Below are 21,532 nucleotides of genomic sequence, written 5' to 3'. Positions count from 1 at the left end.
ATTAATGCTAAATTACTCTGTCAATCAGCCGCTAACTTCTCTATTCGATATTGCTAAGAATATTCAGATTGAGCCAAATTTTTGTATTTATCATCCCAATTATCGACCCTTTGCTTTACCAACTAAAGTAGCCGATAGATTTCAGCAAAATTCTGTAGATTTACAACAGAAATATCTCACCCTATTGCTGCGAAACTTTCTTTATGGTATCTATTACAATGGCTCTCTACAAAGTACTTTAGCAGTCAATACTGATAGTAGTAATTGTCCGCCAAGGCAGAATTTAGCAGATAATTCCATCTTAGAAATTGATTGGAAGTTTTACGAGCATCTACACGCCAGTAATCACGGCATAGGTTACTTTGATCCTCAATGGCAGGTCTTACGAAAAGAACCTGATGGTACTATGGCGGTGACTAAAGGCGGTTTAACACTTTATGTTGAGCCAGATTGCCATCTAAAATCCAGCAAGAAATCTACGAGAGTGGGTGATATGGTGGCAATCTGGATGCCCAAAAATCGATTGCAAAATGGCTGTTACTTAGCAGTTAGTAATGTTGGACAGGAACAGCAGAGCAATCCTGATGCTGATTTGGGAGCAGGGCGAATTTACTTTAACTTTACGCCATCTGGTGCGATCGCTCTCATGGAAAGCCTGACTCTGCAATTGAATGCAGCCTCGATACCCTTTAGCTTTCAGGTTCTTCACAATCCCTGTGCATACGGACGCTATGATTCGGGGCTACTCTACTTTGAACTCTCCGACTATCCAGCAATTCGCACAATCCTTCAGGCTATTTATCCAGAAAATCAATCCCATTTCCAGCCCGAAATCCCCTTGTTTACCAAATTTTTAGCCCCAGGTTTAGGTTTAGCCGAGGAACCAACCCAAAAATTTGCCGCACAAGAAAGTTTTGGGATGAACCGTTGCCAAATCGTTGCTAATGCTTTGTTAGAAGCTTGGCAAAAAGGTAAGAATGCAATGGAGGAACGGATGAGAGTTATTGACCAACACTTTGCACGACATCTAATAGATTTACAGCGTCCCTATCTCAATCCCAGTTCAGAGGATATATATAAGCCGTTAAATTGATTGATGGGGCATTGAGAATTGGGCATTGGGCATAGTTAAGAGGTTTAAGCTATACAGTTGATACTGAAAATTAACCTAGTTAACATAATTTTTAACCTAGCGATGTCTACGGCAGGCTAAGTTTACGCCTTATATTTAAAGGCATCATTGATTCTTACTTAAAAATTCAGCATGAAGGTTAATTTAATATCTACTATTTTTAGATATTTTTCAGTAGTATTACTAATTAACAAAAATGATTAGATTGTAATCTTTTACGAATAGTATTAGGAGATTAGCGGGCAGAGGAGAAGTTGCAACAAGTTTTTCACCTCTTCCCCATGCCCCATGCCCCATCCCCAATGCCCAATCCCCAATTCAAAATTCCACAATTACCGGCGTATGGTCGCTGGGCTGGGTTAATTTTCTAGGTGCGGCATCGATAATACAACTTGTCGCACGATCGTACAGCACAGGTGTGAGATAGTGATGGTCAATCCGCCAACCTAAGTTGCGACGGAAGGCGGCGGCGCGATAATCCCACCAGCTATAATTTCCGCCTTCTGTGGTGAATTTGCGGAAAGCATCGGCAAATCCCAGTTTTAGAATATCGCGTAAGACTTGGCGCTCGGTTTCTGTTGCCATAATGTGATTTTCTGTACTCACTTGCTCGTGAATATCTTTATCTTCTAGGGCGATGTTGAAGTCACCGCAAACACAAATTGCAGGTTCTGACAGCACCAACAATCGTAAATACTCATGTAGCGCTGCTAACCAGCGTAGTTTGTATTCATATTTTTCAGTTCCTACTGCTGCACCATTGGGAACATATAAGTTAACAATCCTAATACCATCAATTACACCTGTAATCACCCGCTTCTGCTCGTCCCATTCGTGGTGTAAATCTGGCAAAATCGCCCTAAAACCGCTACTTACGTTTAAAAGTGGTTGGTGGCTAATCAGGGCTACGCCGTTATAAGATTTTTGTCCAGATATATAAAGGTTATAGCCCAACTGCTCAAAAGGCGATCGCGGAAACTCGGCATCAGCAACTTTGGTTTCTTGCAAGCAGAGAACATCAACAGGATTCAGGGTTAACCAATCAGTAACCTGTTCGAGACGAGTGCGAATTGAGTTGACGTTCCAAGTAGCGATTTTCATTAGTTATCAGAATTTTTTGTAAATTAATAATTACAAATTATGTAATTATTGTACAATTAATTAATATTTATAATTTTCTTTCCATTTGCCAATTACCTTTAAACAAACCTCTAATCATTTGATCCCATTCAATATTTTAGTATTAGCAGCTACAAAATATTCAATTTTGTAAGTTCTACTACAAAATATTCTACTTCATTATGATCCCCAAGACAGATGCAACAAGTAATTGATTTACTATAGGTTAGAAGTGTAGCTCTGAGTTGACATTTGCCGATAATTGTTTAGATTTGGCGGTATAAAATTTGCGGGATGCTTAACCTTTCTTTAGCTTTTAGTAGCCTTTTAGGTTAATTTAGATGTCAAAATAGCAAGTAGAAATGCTTTGTTCTCATAGAATAATGATGCACCTATTTATATTGAGGACAACTTCATAGACTGAAGCAAAAAAACTTATGAAAATCGCTCAAGTTGCCCCCTTATGGGAAAGGGTTCCACCTCCTACTTATGGAGGAATAGAACTGGTAGTGAGTCGCTTGACTGATGAACTTGTTCGTCGCGGTCATGAGGTGACATTATTTGCCTCTGGCGATTCTCAAACTTTAGCTCATTTAGAAGCAGTTTATCCGCGTGCATTACGCTTAGACCCAAATGTAAAAGAGTATGCAGTATACGAAATGCTAGAACTGAGCCAAGTTTACCAACGTGCTAAGGAATTCGATATTATCCATTCTCATGTAGGGATTTCAGCGCTACCTTTAGCGAGTTTTATAACAGCAACTTCTACAGTGCATACCTTGCACAATAATTTTACAACCGACACCCGTCACGCATTTAGCTACTACCAAAAGCAACCATACATCAGCATTAGTAACTCGCAACGTCAAGTCGATCTAAATTATGTTGGCACGGTTTATAATGGAATTGAGGTAGCGGATTATCCATTCGTAGCCCAACCGTCAGAACCTGGATATTTAGCATTTTTAGGTCGTTTTTCGCCAGCAAAAGGGCCACAACATGCGATCGCTATTGCCAAGCAGAGTGGTTGGCGTTTGAAGATGGCAGGAAAGGTTGATGTCGGAGACTCTGAGTTTTTTGAACAAGAGATTGCTCCCCACATTGATGGTCAGCAGATTGAATATCTAGGTGAAATTAACCACGCCGAAAAAGCTGAACTTCTGGGGAATGCTGCCATAACTCTTTTCCCCATTAACTGGCAAGAACCTTTTGGGTTAGTAATGATTGAATCAATGGCAACTGGTACACCAGTTATTGCCATGAATTTCGGCTCAGTACCTGAAGTGATTGCCCACGGTAAAACAGGTTTTATCTGTAAAAGCTATGCAGAAATGGCGACAATGATTCCACTCGCTTTGGAACTCGATCGTCAAACCTGTCGAAAATATGTAGAAAACAACTTTAGCGTTAGCCAAATGGTTAACGGATATGAAGCTGTTTACAGACAAATTATTAAAGACCGCATAGAATCGAATGGTTGCATTCATGCTACCAAAATCAATTTTTAATCAACTGATTTTTTTGCTGAATTTAAAACAACAAATTTTTTTAAGGAGGATATTGGTATGAGTACGAAAGCCAACACCTGCCCGTGTTGCGGTGGTTCCCTCCTGCGTCATGCCCGTCACGGTGAACTATATTGGTTTTGCCTGTCATGCAGACAAGAAGTGCCACTATTAACTGCTACTCGCTTGCCTAATGTAGAAACCCGAAACACCGGAGTGATTCCCCAGCCAGTGGTAAATACTTAGTTTTTACTATTTGTTTAAGTAAGTTGGCAAGGGCTGTCATTTGTCCTTGGTTATTGGTCATTAGTAAGGGCTTTAAGCCTGTTTACGTTTCGTAATATAATTTGGTTTATTTCTACCAAGTTACCTAGATTAATAAAATTTGACTAAAAATCAAGACTGATTTGTTTACACCTATCAATTAGCTCAAACTGGTAAAATCGGATGGAGCTAATTGATAGGTTTTAAATTTTGTTAGCAGCGTTACTTTATGGGCAAGAAGATTTACGCTTAGAAAAAGTTGCTGACCCCACTACCGGGGCTGGTGAAGTTGTGATTCAAGTGGGGGCGGCAACAACTTGCGGTACAGATTTGAAAGTCTGGCGGCGTGGTGGTCATGCCAAGATGTTGAAACCACCAACGCTGTTTGGTCATGAAGGTGCTGGGCGAATTGTTGCCTTGGGTGCAGGGGTTACAAATTGGCAAGTGGGCGATCGCATCGTCGCTAATAATTCTGCACCATGCATGAAGTGCTTTTTTTGTCAACGCCAAGAGTATTCATTATGTCCGAATCTGACCTGGAATAATGGTACTTTTGCAGAATACTTGAGAATTCCCGCACCGATAGTACAGCATAATTTATTGCATATACCCGATGAGTTGTCGTGGGAATTAGCAGCCATGACGGAACCCTTAGCTTGTGTATTGCATGGTGTAGCCCGTTCTAATATCAAAGCTAAAGATAAAGTAGTCGTCTTAGGAGATGGGGCGATCGGGCTGATGTTTGTGGCGGCGTTGAGTGACAAAGCTGAGGTATTGCTGTGGGGAGGTAATCACCATCGGCTAGAAATTGGTCAGAAATTGGGTGCAACCCAGACCTTTAATTATCATCAAATCTCGGATATTCCCAGTGTAGTGAAAGAACTTACCCAAGGATGGGGTGCAGATGTAGTTATTGAAGCGACAGGTGTACCAAGTGTTTGGGAAACTGCGATCGCCTGCGCCCGTCCTGGTGCAACAGTCAACTTATTTGGTGGATGTCCACGAGATACCAGCATTACTCTTAATACAGAACAGCTACACTACAGCGAACTAACCATTAAAGGCGTGTTTCATAATACACCTGAGTATGTGCAGGAAGCGTTGGCACTGATCGCTAGTCGCAAAATACCCTTTGAGTTACTTATTAGCGAACAGCGACCATTAAAAGATTTAGAACAGGTATTTTGTGAAATGAAGGCACGACAGGTAATTAAGGTAGCAATGATTCCTTAATTTTTTGCGGAGTAAAGCAGATGCTCTGAGCCTAGCCAAATAATGTGGAAAATCGGGACACTAGAGGATCTGTAATTTACCAAAGAATTCCCTAAAGCCAGTAGCTTGAGGGAATTCTAAGAAAGAAATAAATTATATTTTTAGGTTGGGTTTCTAACCCACTCAGTTAATATGATGGGCGAGACATCCATTTAAAAAAAATAGTTGGATATTTATTATTTAGAAGTCTTTAGAAATAGTCATGTTAGAACTAAGGAGTGTCAATATCCGAGAATACTTGCGGTGAAAACATTGCCCACAACGAATCATAGTAAGGGAGAAAATAATCAGCCTGTTCCGGTTCTAGACGAGAGCGGATCTCAGCGCCGAGCAAGTGAATCAATTGCCGCACTAATTCCCATCTTACCTTTAATCGAGGATACAGCATGACACACAATGGAAATAGCTCTTGTTGTATAGCGCTAATGTTGTTTTCCAAAACACAGACCCATAAATACACCTGGAACATCTCTATATCACGGACACTCGAAATCTGAACGTTAGTGTTACTTAAAGGACCTGTATAGGTTTGATAGTTGGGATACATCTGCATCACTCGTTCTGAAATCTTCGTTGCAATTTCACTGCACAACGGTAAAAGTTTCTGAACAGCTTGTAATCGTGGTGAGTCGTAATCATAAGCTGCTGCTGCCTCGTAAGAACGCTGGAGTGGCATATAAAGATAGTCATCAATCACTTTGAAGTAATCCCTCAGCGATGATTGCTGCGCTGGCGGTATCAAGTTGAGTAGTATTTGTCCACTGTAGTGAAACTGCATACTAATAAACCCGATCACTCTAGGATCATCTGCTGTGTAGTTACGCCTAATCTTTCCCAAATCTCTGGCAATCCGAGTAGAAAACTTCGCTGGGGAAATCTGTTCGCTGTATGCTGAGAGGGCTGCTTTATAAATTTGGTGGGTATCCTTTGCAACTGCCCACGGATCAATTAATTCAGGGTCAATTTGATGCCGAATCACCTCTTGAGACAAAAGCGCTTCCGTTCTTCCCCACGCTTGAAGAGTTGTGGTTCGGAGTGCCTGCATTAACGTTTTTGCAACCTCACTTTTGATTTCGCTGCCCTTGAGAACTTCGATGCGATCGTCCTGTTGAGTTAAATTTTGCAAATACTTCTTCGCCCACGCTTCTGAAAAGGGTTGATTTACTACTGTCTCAAGCCTTCTTGCTGGTTCTGGTAACAATGAAAGATTTTGTAACGGCATGAGTATTTCCTAGCTAAATTTAAGAAATGAAATATTTCGTAATATTCAAAGCATACAGAAATTAATCTCGCCAGCAAAACCGCGAAATTACTTATTTCATCATCTCTTCAAACTAAATCGCAGGTTTTTTACATTTTTTAGAAAAAGGCGATCGCCACAGGATTATCATTACATTTTGGGCAACGATCCGATTTTTTCTAACAAGGGGACAAGGGGACAAGGAAAATAACCATGCCCAATGCCCCAGATTTATAATCTATTAGTTTCTTTTGTAACTAACTTCCAGCCTTCAGCTTGGCCAATTAACTTCATTGAATCTAGTTGGAGATTGTTGAAAGCAGATGCATGAAGCAGAAAGTAGGGTTGCCCGTTGTAGTGCCAATAATACTCTAGTTCGCCAACAGAAGCGGGAATGATGGTGCGATCGCTATAATAATCCAACGAGGGACGATGGTAGGGAAAAGATGTGTAAATCTTCCTCGTAGCTGGATTTGCCCGCGCAATCATGGCGGCGACTGGTTTAACTGGATAGGCTTCCGATAATTCCCAAACCCAGTAGTTAGATTTCATTAACAGCAGCAGCGAAAGATAACTTCCCCAAAATAAAATCTTCAGAAATTGCCCGTCGCCTCTTTCTGCCAAAATAGCTGCTAAGGTCATAGTTAAAGCGACTGCTGCAAAAATCAGTTGTAAGTCTGTTTGTGATCTTGTACCCCAACTGAAATAAATGCTCCCAGCAGAAGCGACTACTGCAAGTATTGCTAAACCCGCAACCCAAGCGCGGGGATAGGATGAGAGTAAAGGCGAATTTTCTGTATCTGATAATTGGATACCAAAAGCTAAAGCTAAACTAGGGTAAATCGGGAATAAATACCAGGGAACTTTGGTAATCATGAAAGAAATTACCAAGAGATAAACACCACTCCACGCCATTACTAGTTTGGCCCAACTAAGGTTGCGATTTTCCCAGGTTAAGCGGACAGTTTGTGGTAAGAATAATAACCAGGGCCATGTGTATTTGAGAAGTTCAACAACATAGTACCAAGGTGGTTCAGGATTACCCTCTACAAATGAGCCAATTCGACCTAGTGATGGGTTTACAAGCCCAACTTGGGCGAAAGTGTAACCATAGTGAATTAGTTGGGCGCTATACCAACCAGCTACAGGCAGAATACCAATGAAGATTGCTAACCACAGATAGTAACAAGTGAGCAATCGTGGCGTATCCCAAAAGAGAAATATGATCGCGATCGCACCTAGTAATACGCCTAGCAATCCTTGAGTTAGGCAAATCAACCCAAAACTCACACCTACACCAAGGCAATAACGTAAATCTCGGCGCGATCGCAACACACACAACATCATCACCATCAAAAAACTTACCATCGCCCCATCCAACATTGCCAACCGCCCATGACGCACCACAGGTAGCATTGTTAGATAAATCAAGGCGCTATAAATAGCAGCCCAACGTTGGCGAAATATCTCTCTAGCAATGCAATACAGTAAAGGTACAGATGTCGCTGTTAAAATTGCTCCAGGTAGGCGCGTTGTCAACTCATTTTCGCCTCCAAGAGAATAAGCCCAAGCAATTAACAAATGCATCAAAGGCGGCTTGTTATGATATGGTTCGCCTCCTAATGTTGGATAAAGCCAACGCATTGAACCGGCTGGAGCGTGCCAAATTTCACGAGCAACCTGTGCCACAGTCCCTTCATCCCAATCTCGCAGGGGCAATCCTCCCAGATTGATGCTAAACAGTAACACTGCTGCCAACAGCAATACTATTAGCCATACCCAATCAATCCATCTGCCAACCGTGCGATTTTGTTTTTCTAGATGACTCCAAACAAAGCTTCCTTCTTGCATATTCTATGGTAATCATTTTACTTGCTGGTTTGATTACATAGAGACCGGAGCGAATCTCCAATGTTGCCATCCAGTAGCAACGGATATTATTAACAATTGCTAGTTTCCAAGATTAACTCAAATTTCTCTAATTAGCGCTATTTTTTGAAAAATTTATCTTAGTTATTGAAAGAACACATAATCCGATAAATGATACAAAGAATACAATCAAACAATTATTTATTACCTGCTATTTAATGCGTATATTAACTCGTGTTCTATTTTATTCGGATGCTGAGTTTAATTTTTATCTACTTAGCTATCAGTTAAATAACTCAAAAAATAACGAATTATTTGCTACATTTTTTCAATCCCACACTCAACACTTCAAAATTTTGAGCATAACTTTTGAAAGTGTTTATTTCTATCCTAAGTCATTCGTAAAAAATCAGATTTCCGACTTCTTAAAGAGGTCGGAAATCTGGACACTGCTAAAAATTTTGGCATTTTAAATTTAATTAAGCAATTATTCAATTAAAACATCTGTGTTATACAATCTTGTAAAAGGAATTTTTACAAAAATAACTAGAAAATGATTGGAGCCTGTCAATGAACTTACCTGTAGTTGTGGATATTGCACTTGGCTTAGTTTTTATTTACTTGATTTTGAGCTTACTAGCTTCTGAAATACAGGAATTGCTCGCCACATTATTACAATGGAGAGCTAAACATTTAAGAACTTCAATTGAATTACTTTTATCAGGTGGTAGTGAAAGTGAAAAATCAGATATTATTAATGCAATCGACTTGGTACAGAAACTTTATAACGATCCTTTGATTAATACATTAAATCACCAAGCGAAGGGGAAACTAGAAAAGCATTTCCGGGAAATTACTAAAAACCCTGATAAACGACTACTAGATAAACAAAGTGGCCCTTCCTATCTTCCTTCTGAAACATTTGCAATTACTTTATTAGATGCCTTAAAAATTCCCCAGTTAATTAATCATGTGAAACATCCTAGTGAAGAAGCAAAAACCAACTTGCACATGATATTAGCATCTTATAAAGAACTTAAAAAAGGTATAAACGATCCAACGAGTCCAAGTTACACAAAACTTCAAGAAATTTATGGAGATATTGACCAGAAATTTATAGATTTTGTTAATAGTGAGTTACCTGATGAAGTCCCTGATAGTTTAATCAAAAGCCTTGCTGTGATTGCTCAACGTAGCAGGATAAAGGTTGGCGATCTCACAGAAGAAATAAATCAGTTTAAAAATGAAGTCGAAACATGGTTCGATCGCTCTATGGATCGAGCAAGCGGTGTTTATAAGCGTAATGCCAAAGGAGTTGCTATTTTAATTGGAATATCAGTTGCTTTCTTAACCAATACTGATACATTCCATCTGGTTAAAAGACTGTCAGAGGATTCGGTTATCCGCTCTACCATTGCTCAAAGCGCAAGTCAACGAATCGATTATATCAATGACGAAGCAGCCAGAAGGGGCATTGAGAAACTATTAGGAAATGCTTCTATACCCATTGGATGGCAAAATATTAATCAACAGTTTGAGTTATTAGATACGACAAAATCTAATATGATTTACATCAGAATTTCACAGGTTTTTAAATTAATTTGCGGTTGGATAGTGAGTGGTTTTGCTATTGCTATGGGTGCGCCTTTTTGGTTTGATATCCTCAATAAAATTATCAATGTGCGGAATGCAGGGCCAAAACCTGTTTCGTATACGAAGGATCAACCGTCTCAGAAATAGTGTTTAAATCAAAAAATAAAAATAATTTGTAGTTTTAATTCTTTATTCTGAAGAGTAATTTCAATCTGTCTAATAAATTCTCGAAAGTAAAATCGTCGCTCTGTTTCCGACAAATCTAACCAAAATTGTGGTATAGAAACAGCTTGAGCAACAGAACGCAAGTTAACTGGGGGAAGCATCGCCAACTTTGCTTCGAGTGCAGAAATTTCTGTGCGGAGTTTGTAAGCCCTTAACTTTGCTGTTTCAACATCTAAAATTCCAGTTTCAATTAAAGGGGGTAACTGAGCAAGTATTTGTTGCTGACGAGCGATCGCTTCTCTTAAACTATTCTTGACTGCATCCAATTGCGGAAAATTCATCCCCGCTACAGCTAAGGGTAAATCACGACAAACAGTTTCAATTGTATGTTCCAACACCTCTTGGTAGGGAATAGCCTTACACTTGGGGCGTTGAGGACAGCTAGTAGAACGTAAATAAAGATACTCCTTATCTTGGTTACGTTGGGTGACACGAGTAACCGTCAGATGTGATTGACACTCAGCACAGACAACCAATCCAGCTAAAGAACGCCTAGCACTAGCAGTTCGGGATGGTAAACGACTGTTGCGGCGTAAAAGTCGGTCAATTTGGGCTGCTTCTTCTTTAGAAATTATCGGAATATGTGTATTAGAGATAATTTCACCATTTTGGTAAGCTGTATTGCCGCGATAAACTGGATTAGTTAGCCAGCGTCTTCCTGTGGTTACAGAGATTTTTTTGCCGTATTTTTTTGCCAAGTAGCGAACTGAACCGCGTAGGGAACCATAGAGTAAAAAGTGTTCAAAAAAATCTTTGACTACTGGTGAAGTACTGCGATCGATAGTATATTGTCCCTTACCTCTGCGATAGCCGTAGGGAACTTTGCCGGGTGGCGGCGCAACCTCAAGACGATTACGGGCGTGTCCTTGACGGATGCGACGACTGCGTTGTTGACGTTGAATTGCATTGAGCAAATTTAGCAAGTCAGCGCCGAGAGGGTAATTTTCGGAAGTGTAGGGTTGTTCTGTGGCAATTATCGCTACTCCCATTGCTTCGAGTTGATGCAAGCGATCGCTAATTTCTTCTACAGTATCCCCTAATTCTTCCAATCGCCGAATCAAAAGATAATCTGCTGGTTCAGTTTCACAATCTGTAAATAATTGTTGTAATTGCGTTCGCGTAGCGTGTCCAAAAGACTCTGGCTTGCCCAAATCTTCATAAACCCGATCCACCTCCCATCCCCAATCAGCTTGATCGGGAGCAGATTCTAATAGCGGATTGGTATAAGAGTAGGCAATTATTTTCATTGGGCATTGGGCATTGGGCATTGGGCATTGGGCATTGGGCATGGTTATTCTCCTTGTCCCTAAGAAGATGTCTGAAAAGTATCAAATATTTGTTGATCCCCCCTAACCCCCCCTTTTTAAGGGGGGAATAAGAGTCTTAAAGTCCCCCTTTTGAAGGGGGATTTAGGGGGATCTCCAAGTGTTAGGTGTATACAAAAAAACTTTTCAGAGATCCTCTAATCCTCTCACTGCTGACTCAACTCAATAATATTTCCATCAGGATCTTGAGTAAATAGGGCAGGGCGACCGGAAGCGCTGGGTTGAATGGAATAATTATGATTGAGCAACTCTTGTTTGGCAGCATCCAAGTTAGCGACTGAGAAAGCGATGTGGGGGTTGCGTCCCCATTTTTCGTTTGGGTTTTCGGTAGGGACAGTAGGTGCAACTATCAAGTGAATTTGATAGTTGCCGACTTGATACCATGCACCAGCGTATTTTAGGGAACGATCTATTTTGGCTAATCCCAATACTTTGCCATAAAAGTGTTCGGAGCGTTCTAAGTCAGTCACGAGAATTGCTGTATGGAGACTTTGGGTAATCTGCATTGTCGGTAAGTGCGATCGCGTTTAGTTAAATTTTGACGTAGTTTGAACCCTTGCGGAGTTATTATTCCCTTTCCCTTGTAGGCAAGCGGCTAGGGGGTAAATCTATTAGACTCAATACAAAAGCGCTATTATATTGATGCGATCGCGCTATTTGCTAATGAGTGCCATCTTGCCATTGAGTATTTGCATCGCCGTGTTATCTTAACGCAACCTCTTGCTATGCCATTGTATCGACTTGCTATGCCATTGTATCGACTTGCTATGTCATTGTATCGACTTGCTATGCTTACCTAATGAGTTAGGATCTAGTTGCGCCCTTGTTAAATGCCATAATTTTGGTAATTTATCTAACGCCTCCCTTGCGATCGCCCCCCAATCTTCATCTTTATAAATCTCTCGGTAAGCGTAAAACTCAGTCTCTTTAGCCAATAAATACACTTAACTCTGTCGAGTAAATAGTTTACAAGCTGTAATTGTCTCCCTTACAATACGACTTGAATATATTTTATTAACAATTTCTTCTGCGATGGTGTATCTTCAGAGGTTCCAAAGGTTCTAAAAAAGCTTTTAATAGATATGGTTTTGACTGCTGCTCGGATGAAATAATGATTTCATTCAATATCAACTGATTTGCTTCTGCAACTATATTTTTTAGTAAACATGAAGTTTTTGCTGATTCAGTATTTTCTCACTAATGATTTAGGATTGCTATATGATATTTACTCAACCCAACTTCATCATTATCGGAACTCAAAGAGGTGGTACAACTTCTCTTTATAATTATCTAATTCAGCACCCTCAAATTGTCCCATCTAGTCAAAAGGAAATTCACTTTTTTGATTTACAATACCAAAAAGGTATTGACTGGTATGAAGCTCAGTTTGCCTCTAAAAACTCAGTAGAGTTTTTGACTGGAGAAGCTAGCCCCTACTATATCTTTCATCCTCTGGTTCCCGAACGTATTAAACAGCACTATCCACAAATAAAAATCATTGTTCTTTTAAGAAACCCTGTTGATAGAGCAATTTCTCACTACTATCACGAAGTTCGCTGTAAAATTGAGACTCTCTGTTTAGAGGAAGCCTTTGCTTCTGAATCAACAAGACTTACTGGTGAAACTGAGAAAATTATCAGCAATCCTGACTATTACAGTTTTAATCATCAACGTTATACTTATTTGTCTCGTGGTATTTATATAGACCAGCTTCAAAATTGGATAAAGTACTTTCCTATAGAACAATTTCTTATTATAGAAAGTGAAAGTCTGTATAAAAACCCCGAATCTACAGTTAACCAAACCTTTGCGTTTTTAGGGCTTCCCTACTATCAGCTTTCCCAATCCTGTAAATACAACGCTGGAAATTATCCTATTGCTAATGAGCATATATATCAATATTTTACAAATTATTTTGAACCGTATAATCAACATTTAACAGCTTATTTAGGCAGAGAATTTATCTGGGCATCAACAAATAAATCATGTTGTTGATAACATGGAGCGATCGCTATGAGCAAGTAACAACTGTTTGGATTAGAAGCAATTGGATGAGGTTACTAGTCAAAATATGGAGCATGGGGCATGGGGTATTAGTTATTTTTTCCCTGTTCCCCCTACTCCCCCTACTCCCTAATTAGCGTTCGGAATTAGCCGACCACAGGGATAAGTCGCTGTTTGCTGTGAAGCACTTTCAGCCACTGCTGCGGGAATCTGGTCTGATGGTTGGTTTTTGGCTGCTAGATAGTCTTTTTGGAGTTTATCGAAAATAGCTTCTCGCTTGTCGTACACCCGCTTTAGGGGACGAGGCTGGCACTTATTCAAGACGTATGCTGTTACCAATGGTAGAGCGATCGTGCTATCGGTATAACAAACAATTGTGTTAGGTAACTCTTCCGGGTCAATTTTACCCCAACTAACAGCTTCCGATGGGGTTGCTCCAGACAAACCGCCTGTATCTGGACGTGCATCGGTAAACTGGATAAAGTAATCGTGTCCTCGTTCTTCTAGCCCTAATACTTCGTGAAGTTGCGGTTGAGTTTGGAGTAAAAAGTTCTTAGGACTACCGCCACCGAGAATTACCGCCGCACTTTTACCACCTGACTCACGGGCATTATATGCGATCGCAGCCGTTTCATTTACGTCAATTGATGGATCTATCACCAACTGCGAACCTTCCAAAGCCAAAGCCGCCACGTTCATCCCAATAGAGCTATCTCCTGGAGAAGACGTATATATAGGCACGCCATACTCATAAGCTGTAGCAAGCAAGCAGGAATGCTGCACACCCAACTGCTTTTCTACTTCCCGAACATACTTACCCAGTAAATGGTGAAACTCAGCAGTTCCCATCCGCTTCTGAAACGCTTCTCCTTGCAAAATCTTGCGGATGAAGGCATCGGTTTCTAATAGCACATCGTAACCAAAGATGATGTCATAAATGCGAATCGTCCCTTCCTGGCGCAGCTTCACATCATCCAAAAATGGATTACCAGCAAAAAGTTCAAAACCCAAACCATAGTGCATATCGTGGTAAAGATTTGCACCAGTGCTAATCATCCAGTCAATAAAACCGTTGCGAATTAAGGGTGCAAGCGCTGAAACCCCAAATCCTGCTGGTGTCATCGCACCGGAAAGGCTAACTCCCACCGTGACACCTTCCGTCAGCACGTCACGACTCAGAAGTTGGCAGATTTCCCGCAACCGCGCTGAGTTGTAAGCGGTGAAGTATTGATCGATCAAATCCACTACACTGATATTATTTGATATCGGTGTGGGTGCAATTTTTTGACCCAGCTGTTTAGACATTTTGGCACTCCCGAACAGAAAACACGCCGAATCTAATGTTATCTAGCTTTTAACCAAAGTGACAGCGATTAAACTAGTACAGTATGGCGGTAAATCCATTTATCATCTCAGTACTACGGCTAAGATTAAATCGTGTTACCTAACTCAACGCTTACAATTGACACAATCTCACCTTTTGCTTTTTTGAAAATATTAAATTTAATGGAAGATTTCATAAATCCAGGACTTAGGCAAAAAATAGCCTAAACCTTGATTTTCCTGCATGGACAATTCATGAATTGCGCCGACTGCGCATAGTTTTGCGTAAGTCTTAAAATCGAGAGCGGTGTACGCTACCTAGATGTGAATGCGTCAACAGAGGACTCAACCAATGGGATATGTAATTGCTACTGCAAATATGAAAGGTGGCGTTGGTAAAACCACCCTTACCGTCAACTTAGCTACCTGTTTAGCTAAAAGTCATGGCAAGCGGGTGCTTGTCCTTGATTTAGACAGCCAAATCAGCGCTACACTCAGTTTGATGTCGCCTTTAGATTTTGCCAAGCGTCGTAAACAAAGTAAGACATTTAGGTATCTGATTGATGAAATGATCAATCCAGACCCACAGGCAAAATTGACAATTCAAGATATAATTCAATCCCCGGTTTGCAATCTTCCCGGACTGGATTTATTACCAGGAGACATCGACTTGTATGATGAATTCGCTGTTTCAGAAATGTTACATAAACAAGCAACTGCATTAGGTGAACAGGACTTTGAAACGATTTGGAATCGCTTTGAAAGAGTCCTGATAAATAACATTTTAAAACCAGTTCGTCAAGAATATGATTTTATCCTTCTCGATTGCGCCCCTGGATATAATTTATTGACTCGTAGCGCTTTAGCAGCCAGCGATTTCTACATCCTTCCTGCAAAACCAGAACCCTTATCTGTAGTAGGTATTCAACTGCTAGAAAGACGCATTGCCAAATTAAAAGACAGTCATGGCCATGAAACCAAAATAGATATAAAAATGCTGGGAATTATATTCAGCATGTCCAGCGCTAACCTTCTGACTGGCAGGTACTATAAACAAGTAATGCATCGGGTTGTGGAAGATTTTGGGGTAGATAAAATTTGTAAAGTACAAATACCAGTTGATGTCAATGTTGCGAAGGCTGTTGATAGTTTTATGCCAGCCGTTTTAAATGCTCCCCAATCAGCTGGTTCAAAAGCATTTTTTCAGTTAACTCAGGAGTTGTTGCAAAAGCTCTAAAAACCCCAATCGTTTTTCTATTAGCGTTGGAGAGGAAGATAATCAGGTTAATATAGCAATCCTAAATTATTTGTGAAAGGATAGATCCCCGACAAGCTTTATGAAGTCGGGGATCTGGACAGGACGAATTTTCATAAATTAGATAAGATTGCTATAAGTAAGTTCTCTTTTTCATAAGTTCAGCAGTTATACGGAAGCTATATATAGCGAGATTCGGCTATTGAGTGAAAAGGCCAGTAAATCTCACTAAGAAACAATGCTTACTAATAATTCTATACAGGTAGAGAAAAATCAGAACTTGGTAATACGCCTACCACGGACACTTAGTTATGTCGAAACCTGGGGCTTTGGCTTAACAGGTCATGTGGGATGGATTGGTACTGCCCCCATTATTCATGCTGCGTTAGGGCCGAAAGCGATATTAGTTTGGTTGGCTGGCACGGTCATTTCTATTTTACTGAACTTGCAGGTACAAAGTCTAGGTAGAAATTGGCCAGATGTGGCTGGAGGAACACCAAATTATACGACAAGGTTATTAGAAAATTTTCCTGGCTTCGGGCGTTACGTAGCATTAGGATACTTTTTTAGCTGGGCAGCAGCACCAGCATTGTATGCAATTATTCTCACAGACCTAATTAAAGTCAATTTTGAAACATTAGGTATTTCTTGCCCAGAAACTTTATTAAAAGTTCTATTTACAGCGATTCCTTTTATTTTAGCGTTCAGTGGGACTCGTGCTTTAGCGCTTCTGCATTTATTTTTTGTATTTCCAGCGATTTTATTGCTGCTATTGTTTTCTATTCAAGGTGTTTTATGGTTAGCCTTCTCAAATACTAGTTTTCAATTTATTGCAGCAAGCACATATAGTTTGAGCTTTGAAGAATGGGCAAAGTGGTTTTTTCTGGCTACCTATTCAATTTATGCTTGCGAAACTACTTCTTCTTTTGTTGCTGATAGCTACCATCCGTATAAAACCCTAAAATTCTTAACAGTAGCTGCTTGGCTAATTCCTCCAGTCTTTTTAGGTGCTTCTTGGGTATTAATGTGTTCGGCTCCAAATCCAATAAAAGATGATAATGAAGCGTTTTTAAATCTGGTCACAGCCTCTAAGCCTTTTTGGGGTGAATCTGCCTTTTTTCTTATAACACTTTTGATTACTGTATCTTGCCTTCTAAGTTCGGCGACGGCAGTTTCTAACTCTCCCCGGATATTATACCAACTTGCCGTAGATAGACAGATTGCCCCCATATTTGCATTGGTTTCCCGCCAAGGTGTCCTTGGGCCTGCTATCTTCGTTACCTTTTTAATCAGTTTGCTGTGTCTAAATTTAGGAAATGTATCTCAACTTGTCACAGTAGCAGGTACTTGTTATCTGATTTCAATAATGGGATTACATTTGGGATTATGGCTGTGTCGAGGCAAACCCTATGTGTTATTTCCTTGGTGGTCACTTGGCTTTTTCTTTTTAGAAGCGGTAGTTCTAATAGTAGGAGGTTTAGCTTGGAATTGGAGAGATTTTTTAGTGGGATTATTATTACCCATTCTTCTGATGATAGGAGATGTAGGGTTACGTCGCTTAAGATTTTCGCCATTACAGTTGGAATGGTGGACACAGCGTTACTACACTTTGTCTAGTACAAACAATTCAGATTTTCTGATACTACAGGTAATCGTCCTAGTATCATTAATCTGTATTACTGCTACAAGCAGTTGGGTTATCCGCGATTTATTAGGTAGAGTTTCGGATAATCCGCAAAATTCTTTACTAGCTATTCTGTTAGTGACGCTTTCTTTGATTGGGGTAGCGATCGCTTGCTGGACAACTCTACCACAAATCGTTGCTATTGATGAAGCACGCAAACAAGCAAAAAGCCTATTTATAACTACTCTCAATACCATTCCAGATACTGTTTTAGTCTTAGATGAAAATGGTAAAATTTGTCAGACCAATGCAGCGGCTGAAGAATTATTTCAAACTAATGTTCAGGAGTTGCTTGGGCAAAACTTGAATCAACTCTTGGTATCCTATCACGGCAAACCAAAGCAATGGTCTATCAGGACTGAGCAAACCTTAAAAATAAACCAAGGTGTAAGAATTGTTGAATCGACTATTTCACAGCCATTTAATTCTCAGCTACGGGAGTATGTTGTTATTATCCGTGACATTACTAAACGCAAATTAGTAGAGGAAGAATTAATCCAATATCGTTATCAGCTTGAGCAGCTAGTTCTAGAACGCACTGTTGAACTTATTAGAGTTAATGAACAACTAGAACAAGACATTATCAAGCGCCAACAAGCACAAGAGCAATTACTGCACAATAGTCTTCATGATGGGCTAACCGGATTACCTAATCAACGATTATTTATGGAGCGAGTGCAGCAAGCAATAGAACGCACTAAGGAGCAAAATAATTATTTATTTGCTGTACTTTTCTTAGACCTAGATCGTTTTAAAGTTGTTAATGACAGTCTGGGACATTTATTAGGAAATCAACTTTTGATTGCAATTTCTCATCGGATCAAGTCAGTTCTGCGAATTGGGGACATTGTTGCCCGTTTTGGGGGAGACGAGTTCACCATCTTGATTGAAGAAATTGAAGATATTAACATTGCCATACAGGTAGCCGAGCGAATTAAAAAGGTGCTAGCTTTGCCGTTTCAATTAAATGAGTATAAGGTATTTACTAATGCTAGTATTGGCATCGCTTTAAGTAAACCAGATTATGAACAATCAGCGCATATTCTCCGCGATGCCGATGTTGCAATGTACCGTGCAAAATTACTTGGTAAGGCACGCTATGAGGTCTTTGACCAAAAGATGTACGAGGGTGCATCTTTGCTCTTGGAGTTAGAAACTGCTCTGCGAAATGCGCTGCTCAAGGAAGAAGAATTTCGTCTTGATTACCAGCCAATTATTTCACTAGCAACTGGCAAAATTATTGGATTTGAAGCCTTAATCCGTTGGGATCATCCAGAACGAGGGCTTATTTCCCCTCAAGATTTTATTCCCCTAGCTGAAGAAACTGGAATGATTGTTGGTATCGGGCAATGGGTGCTTTTTGAAGCCTGTCAACAAATGCACAGATGGCATGAAAAATTTCCTAGCTCACTATCTCTGACAATGAGTGTGAATTTTTCGGGGAAACAAATCACGCAACCCGATGTGTTTAACCAAGTTAAATATATTTTGCAGGAAACTGGACTGGAGCCATCCAGTTTGAAATTGGAGATTACTGAAACCCTGTTGATGGATAATTTTGAATTAGCCACCACTGTTCTTTCTCAGTTAACAGAGCTAAAGGTCGAGATGCACATGGATGATTTTGGTACTGGTTATTCATCCTTAAGTTATCTACACCGCCTACCAATTAAAACCCTGAAGATTGATCGCTCTTTTGTCACTAATATAGGTAGTCGAGGAGAAAATTTAGAAATTGTCAGAGCGATTGTGACATTAGCTCATAATTTAAATATGTCTGTAACAGCAGAAGGCATAGAAACTGTAGAACAATTAGCACAACTCAAAGCGTTACAATGTGATTATGGACAAGGGTATTTTTTCTTACCACCTATGGAAAGTGGAGAAGTGGAAATGCTACTTGCTGGTAACTTGTGTTACAAAAACTTTTTAAGGAGATAAGTTGCTTGGTATCCAATTCTATTTGGAAAAATACCTTGTATAATTGAGAGTCTAGCTTAGTGTTGTAGTACTGACTGTAATTGAAAGTTTGCTGTGTTATTAAATAACCCTTGTTCTAACAAGAGTTCATTAATAAAAATATTGATTTTCTCCCGACCAATATTCTGCATGACTATAATGTGTGCCCAATTTTCAAAAACTGCTAACTGCCACTTTTTAATTAACTTTTGAGAAGGTTTTTGAAACACAACGGTGTTGGAAAAACTATTTAACATGCATGGATATTCTCTGATTTGAAGTTGTTGGTAGAGATACTGAGCATTCTTAATACAGATATTGGCTTCTATAGTTAATCTATCATAACCTCTGGTTTGTATTGCATACCAAAGGATTAGGGGAGTATGACCGTTTCTAGACCCCAGAATAGTTGTATCTTTTGAACCAATATATTCAATTTCTGTTTCAACTTTTTCGACCCATTTTTTCTTAGTTAAAACTACACCACAAGGTAAGGGAGAACCAATGAATTTAGCAGAAATAGCTATGCTATCTATGGGCTTTTGAAAGTTCACTTGTGGAGCGCCATCTAAAAACGGTAATATTAATCCTGAAAGTGCAGCATCACAATGAATGTAGTAATCTTTAATCTGATTGCGTTCTAAAATTTCTAGAACTTTGTCTAAGTTATCAATTGCACCTTTGACGGTAGTCCCAATATTTAGATTGATGATAGCTGGATAACTACGATTTTCGCTAAGGAGTTGTTCAAAATGGTCATAATCAATTTCTCCATTAATTTGCGAATTAACAAGATTATGTTGAATGCGGAATAATTTTGCGGCTTTGGGAATTGAGTAATGAGAGTCTTGTGATGAGTAAAGAATCCCATTAGGGTAGATTTCTCTTGCTAAGAAGATTCCATATAAATTACCTTCAGTTCCACCAGCAGTAACATAACCCCAAAACTGATTTTCTGCAATCTTATAAAGGTGAGCAAAAAAGGATAATACTTCTTGCTCAAACTTACGAGAATGAAGACCAAAATCTGGCTCTATATATGGATCTCCAGCATTATTTAATAGATGATTGAAAAATTTGCCGAGCGGACTATAATCACAATTTAAATTATATGGATAGCCTGCATGAAACTGCGATCGCTGTTCTATTTGCAGCAAAAAATCTGCCAATTCTTTAGCAACTTTACTTGACATATCTTTATATCTCTTGAACTTTGATTAAGTTAATGGATGTTTTAAGCGAAAACTAACGTATTAATACATACCTTTATTCTTTCTTAATAATCCATCAATGCTGCTCTACAACTGAAGAGGATACGGTGTAAATACTGGTAATGCTTCAGTAATAACACTCATTTTTTTGCTCAGAAGTATATTACCCTTAGAACTTACGTACTGTACTAAATAGGCATAATGTGTATTATCCAAAATATCGATTTCAGGTGGTGACTATAATCTGATCTAGGGTGACTTCTACGGTTAATATCGTGTCTATCACTCATATCCAGATGATTACACTCCATACACCAGATGCTCCATTTGGGAAGAAATGGGAGAATGCCATTTGGGATTTTAGATTTTGGATTGGGAATCGCTTTCTCTATCTGGGTTCTATTAATCCATCTCTGTAATCATTTCAGGACTTACGCAAAAAATATGAGTTTCCGGTAGGGGCAATTCATGAATTGCCCCTACCGCGTGTAGTTTTGCGTAATTCCTACATTTTTAAGATTGTGTTAGCTACACAAAGTCCCGCTTTTCAAC

General features: G+C 39.6%; 16 protein-coding genes. 8 read left to right on the top strand and 8 right to left on the bottom strand.

What is annotated here, in order from left to right; all coding sequences use genetic code 11:
- Positions 1–4 precede the first annotated feature (4 nt).
- On the top strand, positions 5–1,093 hold the full coding sequence (locus V7K38_RS18235) for a T3SS effector HopA1 family protein (protein ID WP_334859808.1): 1,089 nt from the start codon (positions 5–7) through the stop codon (positions 1,091–1,093).
- Positions 1,094–1,450: 357 nt separating this feature from the next.
- Here the strand turns inward: V7K38_RS18235 and xth are convergent, their stop codons facing one another.
- Positions 1,451–2,233: an exodeoxyribonuclease III gene (gene xth / locus V7K38_RS18230; protein ID WP_334859807.1), complete on the bottom strand. Its 783-nt coding sequence runs from the start codon at positions 2,231–2,233 to the stop codon at positions 1,451–1,453.
- Positions 2,234–2,688: 455 nt separating this feature from the next.
- On the opposite strand from xth, the gene V7K38_RS18225 reads away from it, so the two are divergent.
- The 3 genes from V7K38_RS18225 (at position 2,689) to V7K38_RS18215 (ending at position 5,253) form a co-directional block, all read left to right on the top strand.
- Complete coding sequence (locus V7K38_RS18225; protein WP_334859806.1) at positions 2,689–3,759, top strand: glycosyltransferase family 4 protein; 1,071 nt, start codon at positions 2,689–2,691, stop codon at positions 3,757–3,759.
- 57 nt (positions 3,760–3,816) lie between these two features.
- A complete protein-coding gene (locus tag V7K38_RS18220) occupies positions 3,817–4,002 on the top strand; it encodes a hypothetical protein (protein WP_334859805.1) in 186 nt (61 codons plus the stop codon).
- Positions 4,003–4,230: 228 nt separating this feature from the next.
- Positions 4,231–5,253 carry a zinc-dependent alcohol dehydrogenase gene (locus V7K38_RS18215; RefSeq protein ID WP_334859804.1) on the top strand — a complete coding sequence of 341 codons (1,023 nt, stop codon included), beginning with the start codon at positions 4,231–4,233 and terminating at the stop codon, positions 5,251–5,253.
- A 250-nt stretch (positions 5,254–5,503) separates the two neighbouring features.
- Here V7K38_RS18215 and V7K38_RS18210 read toward each other — a convergent pair whose 3' ends face one another.
- Positions 5,504–6,514: a hypothetical protein gene (locus V7K38_RS18210; RefSeq protein WP_334859803.1), complete on the bottom strand. Its 1,011-nt coding sequence runs from the start codon at positions 6,512–6,514 to the stop codon at positions 5,504–5,506.
- A gap of 249 nt (positions 6,515–6,763) precedes the next feature.
- Positions 6,764–8,383 (bottom strand): ArnT family glycosyltransferase, encoded by a 1,620-nt coding sequence (locus tag V7K38_RS18205; protein ID WP_334859802.1) that lies wholly within the window; start codon positions 8,381–8,383, stop codon positions 6,764–6,766.
- 588 nt (positions 8,384–8,971) lie between these two features.
- On the opposite strand from V7K38_RS18205, the gene V7K38_RS18200 reads away from it, so the two are divergent.
- Positions 8,972–10,141, top strand: a complete 1,170-nt coding sequence (locus tag V7K38_RS18200) for a hypothetical protein (RefSeq protein WP_334859801.1) — start codon at positions 8,972–8,974, stop codon at positions 10,139–10,141.
- Positions 10,142–10,149: 8 nt separating this feature from the next.
- Here the strand turns inward: V7K38_RS18200 and V7K38_RS18195 are convergent, their stop codons facing one another.
- From V7K38_RS18195 to V7K38_RS18185, 3 genes are all read right to left on the bottom strand, one after another.
- Complete coding sequence (locus V7K38_RS18195) at positions 10,150–11,466, bottom strand: recombinase family protein (protein WP_334859839.1); 1,317 nt, start codon at positions 11,464–11,466, stop codon at positions 10,150–10,152.
- Between the two features lie 224 nt (positions 11,467–11,690).
- Positions 11,691–12,050, bottom strand: a complete 360-nt coding sequence (locus V7K38_RS18190; RefSeq protein WP_334859800.1) for a VOC family protein — start codon at positions 12,048–12,050, stop codon at positions 11,691–11,693.
- A gap of 264 nt (positions 12,051–12,314) precedes the next feature.
- Complete coding sequence (locus V7K38_RS18185) at positions 12,315–12,479, bottom strand: hypothetical protein (protein ID WP_334859799.1); 165 nt, start codon at positions 12,477–12,479, stop codon at positions 12,315–12,317.
- 283 nt (positions 12,480–12,762) lie between these two features.
- On the opposite strand from V7K38_RS18185, the gene V7K38_RS18180 reads away from it, so the two are divergent.
- The gene (locus V7K38_RS18180) at positions 12,763–13,539 is read left to right on the top strand and encodes a sulfotransferase domain-containing protein (protein ID WP_334859798.1); all 777 of its coding nucleotides are present in this window, start codon (positions 12,763–12,765) and stop codon (positions 13,537–13,539) included.
- A gap of 138 nt (positions 13,540–13,677) precedes the next feature.
- Here the strand turns inward: V7K38_RS18180 and V7K38_RS18175 are convergent, their stop codons facing one another.
- Positions 13,678–14,853, bottom strand: coding sequence for a homospermidine biosynthesis protein (locus tag V7K38_RS18175; protein WP_334859797.1), 1,176 nt, complete (start codon positions 14,851–14,853; stop codon positions 13,678–13,680).
- Between the two features lie 370 nt (positions 14,854–15,223).
- On the opposite strand from V7K38_RS18175, the gene V7K38_RS18170 reads away from it, so the two are divergent.
- Together V7K38_RS18170 and V7K38_RS18165 are read left to right on the top strand one after the other, a co-directional pair.
- The gene (locus V7K38_RS18170; RefSeq protein WP_334859796.1) at positions 15,224–16,108 is read left to right on the top strand and encodes a ParA family protein; all 885 of its coding nucleotides are present in this window, start codon (positions 15,224–15,226) and stop codon (positions 16,106–16,108) included.
- A 256-nt stretch (positions 16,109–16,364) separates the two neighbouring features.
- Entirely contained in the window at positions 16,365–19,751 is a 3,387-nt protein-coding gene (locus V7K38_RS18165; protein WP_334859795.1) for an amino acid permease, read from the top strand.
- A 56-nt stretch (positions 19,752–19,807) separates the two neighbouring features.
- Here V7K38_RS18165 and V7K38_RS18160 read toward each other — a convergent pair whose 3' ends face one another.
- Positions 19,808–20,962, bottom strand: coding sequence for a histidine decarboxylase (locus V7K38_RS18160; RefSeq protein WP_334859794.1), 1,155 nt, complete (start codon positions 20,960–20,962; stop codon positions 19,808–19,810).
- Positions 20,963–21,532 lie beyond the last annotated feature (570 nt).

This window comes from Nostoc sp. (assembly GCF_036917465.1).
Taxonomy (GTDB): domain Bacteria; phylum Cyanobacteriota; class Cyanobacteriia; order Cyanobacteriales; family Nostocaceae; genus Nostoc.
The sequence above is the reverse complement of the archived record's forward strand: the minus strand, read 5'-3'. Positions and strand labels throughout refer to the sequence as shown.

What these genes read in the sequence shown, in the direction of transcription:
- V7K38_RS18190 (WP_334859800.1), bottom strand. Translation starts at nt 12,050, where the DNA reads ATGCAGATTACCCAAAGTCTCCATACAGCAATTCTCGTGACTGACTTA.
- V7K38_RS18180 (WP_334859798.1), top strand. Translation starts at nt 12,763, where the DNA reads ATGATATTTACTCAACCCAACTTCATCATTATCGGAACTCAAAGAGGT.
- V7K38_RS18205 (WP_334859802.1), bottom strand. Translation starts at nt 8,383, where the DNA reads ATGCAAGAAGGAAGCTTTGTTTGGAGTCATCTAGAAAAACAAAATCGC.
- V7K38_RS18210 (WP_334859803.1), bottom strand. Translation starts at nt 6,514, where the DNA reads ATGCCGTTACAAAATCTTTCATTGTTACCAGAACCAGCAAGAAGGCTT.
- xth (WP_334859807.1), bottom strand. Translation starts at nt 2,233, where the DNA reads ATGAAAATCGCTACTTGGAACGTCAACTCAATTCGCACTCGTCTCGAA.
- V7K38_RS18225 (WP_334859806.1), top strand. Translation starts at nt 2,689, where the DNA reads ATGAAAATCGCTCAAGTTGCCCCCTTATGGGAAAGGGTTCCACCTCCT.
- V7K38_RS18165 (WP_334859795.1), top strand. Translation starts at nt 16,365, where the DNA reads ATGCTTACTAATAATTCTATACAGGTAGAGAAAAATCAGAACTTGGTA.
- V7K38_RS18175 (WP_334859797.1), bottom strand. Translation starts at nt 14,853, where the DNA reads ATGTCTAAACAGCTGGGTCAAAAAATTGCACCCACACCGATATCAAAT.
- V7K38_RS18220 (WP_334859805.1), top strand. Translation starts at nt 3,817, where the DNA reads ATGAGTACGAAAGCCAACACCTGCCCGTGTTGCGGTGGTTCCCTCCTG.
- V7K38_RS18160 (WP_334859794.1), bottom strand. Translation starts at nt 20,962, where the DNA reads ATGTCAAGTAAAGTTGCTAAAGAATTGGCAGATTTTTTGCTGCAAATA.
- V7K38_RS18195 (WP_334859839.1), bottom strand. Translation starts at nt 11,466, where the DNA reads ATGAAAATAATTGCCTACTCTTATACCAATCCGCTATTAGAATCTGCT.
- V7K38_RS18170 (WP_334859796.1), top strand. Translation starts at nt 15,224, where the DNA reads ATGGGATATGTAATTGCTACTGCAAATATGAAAGGTGGCGTTGGTAAA.
- V7K38_RS18235 (WP_334859808.1), top strand. Translation starts at nt 5, where the DNA reads ATGCTAAATTACTCTGTCAATCAGCCGCTAACTTCTCTATTCGATATT.
- V7K38_RS18200 (WP_334859801.1), top strand. Translation starts at nt 8,972, where the DNA reads ATGAACTTACCTGTAGTTGTGGATATTGCACTTGGCTTAGTTTTTATT.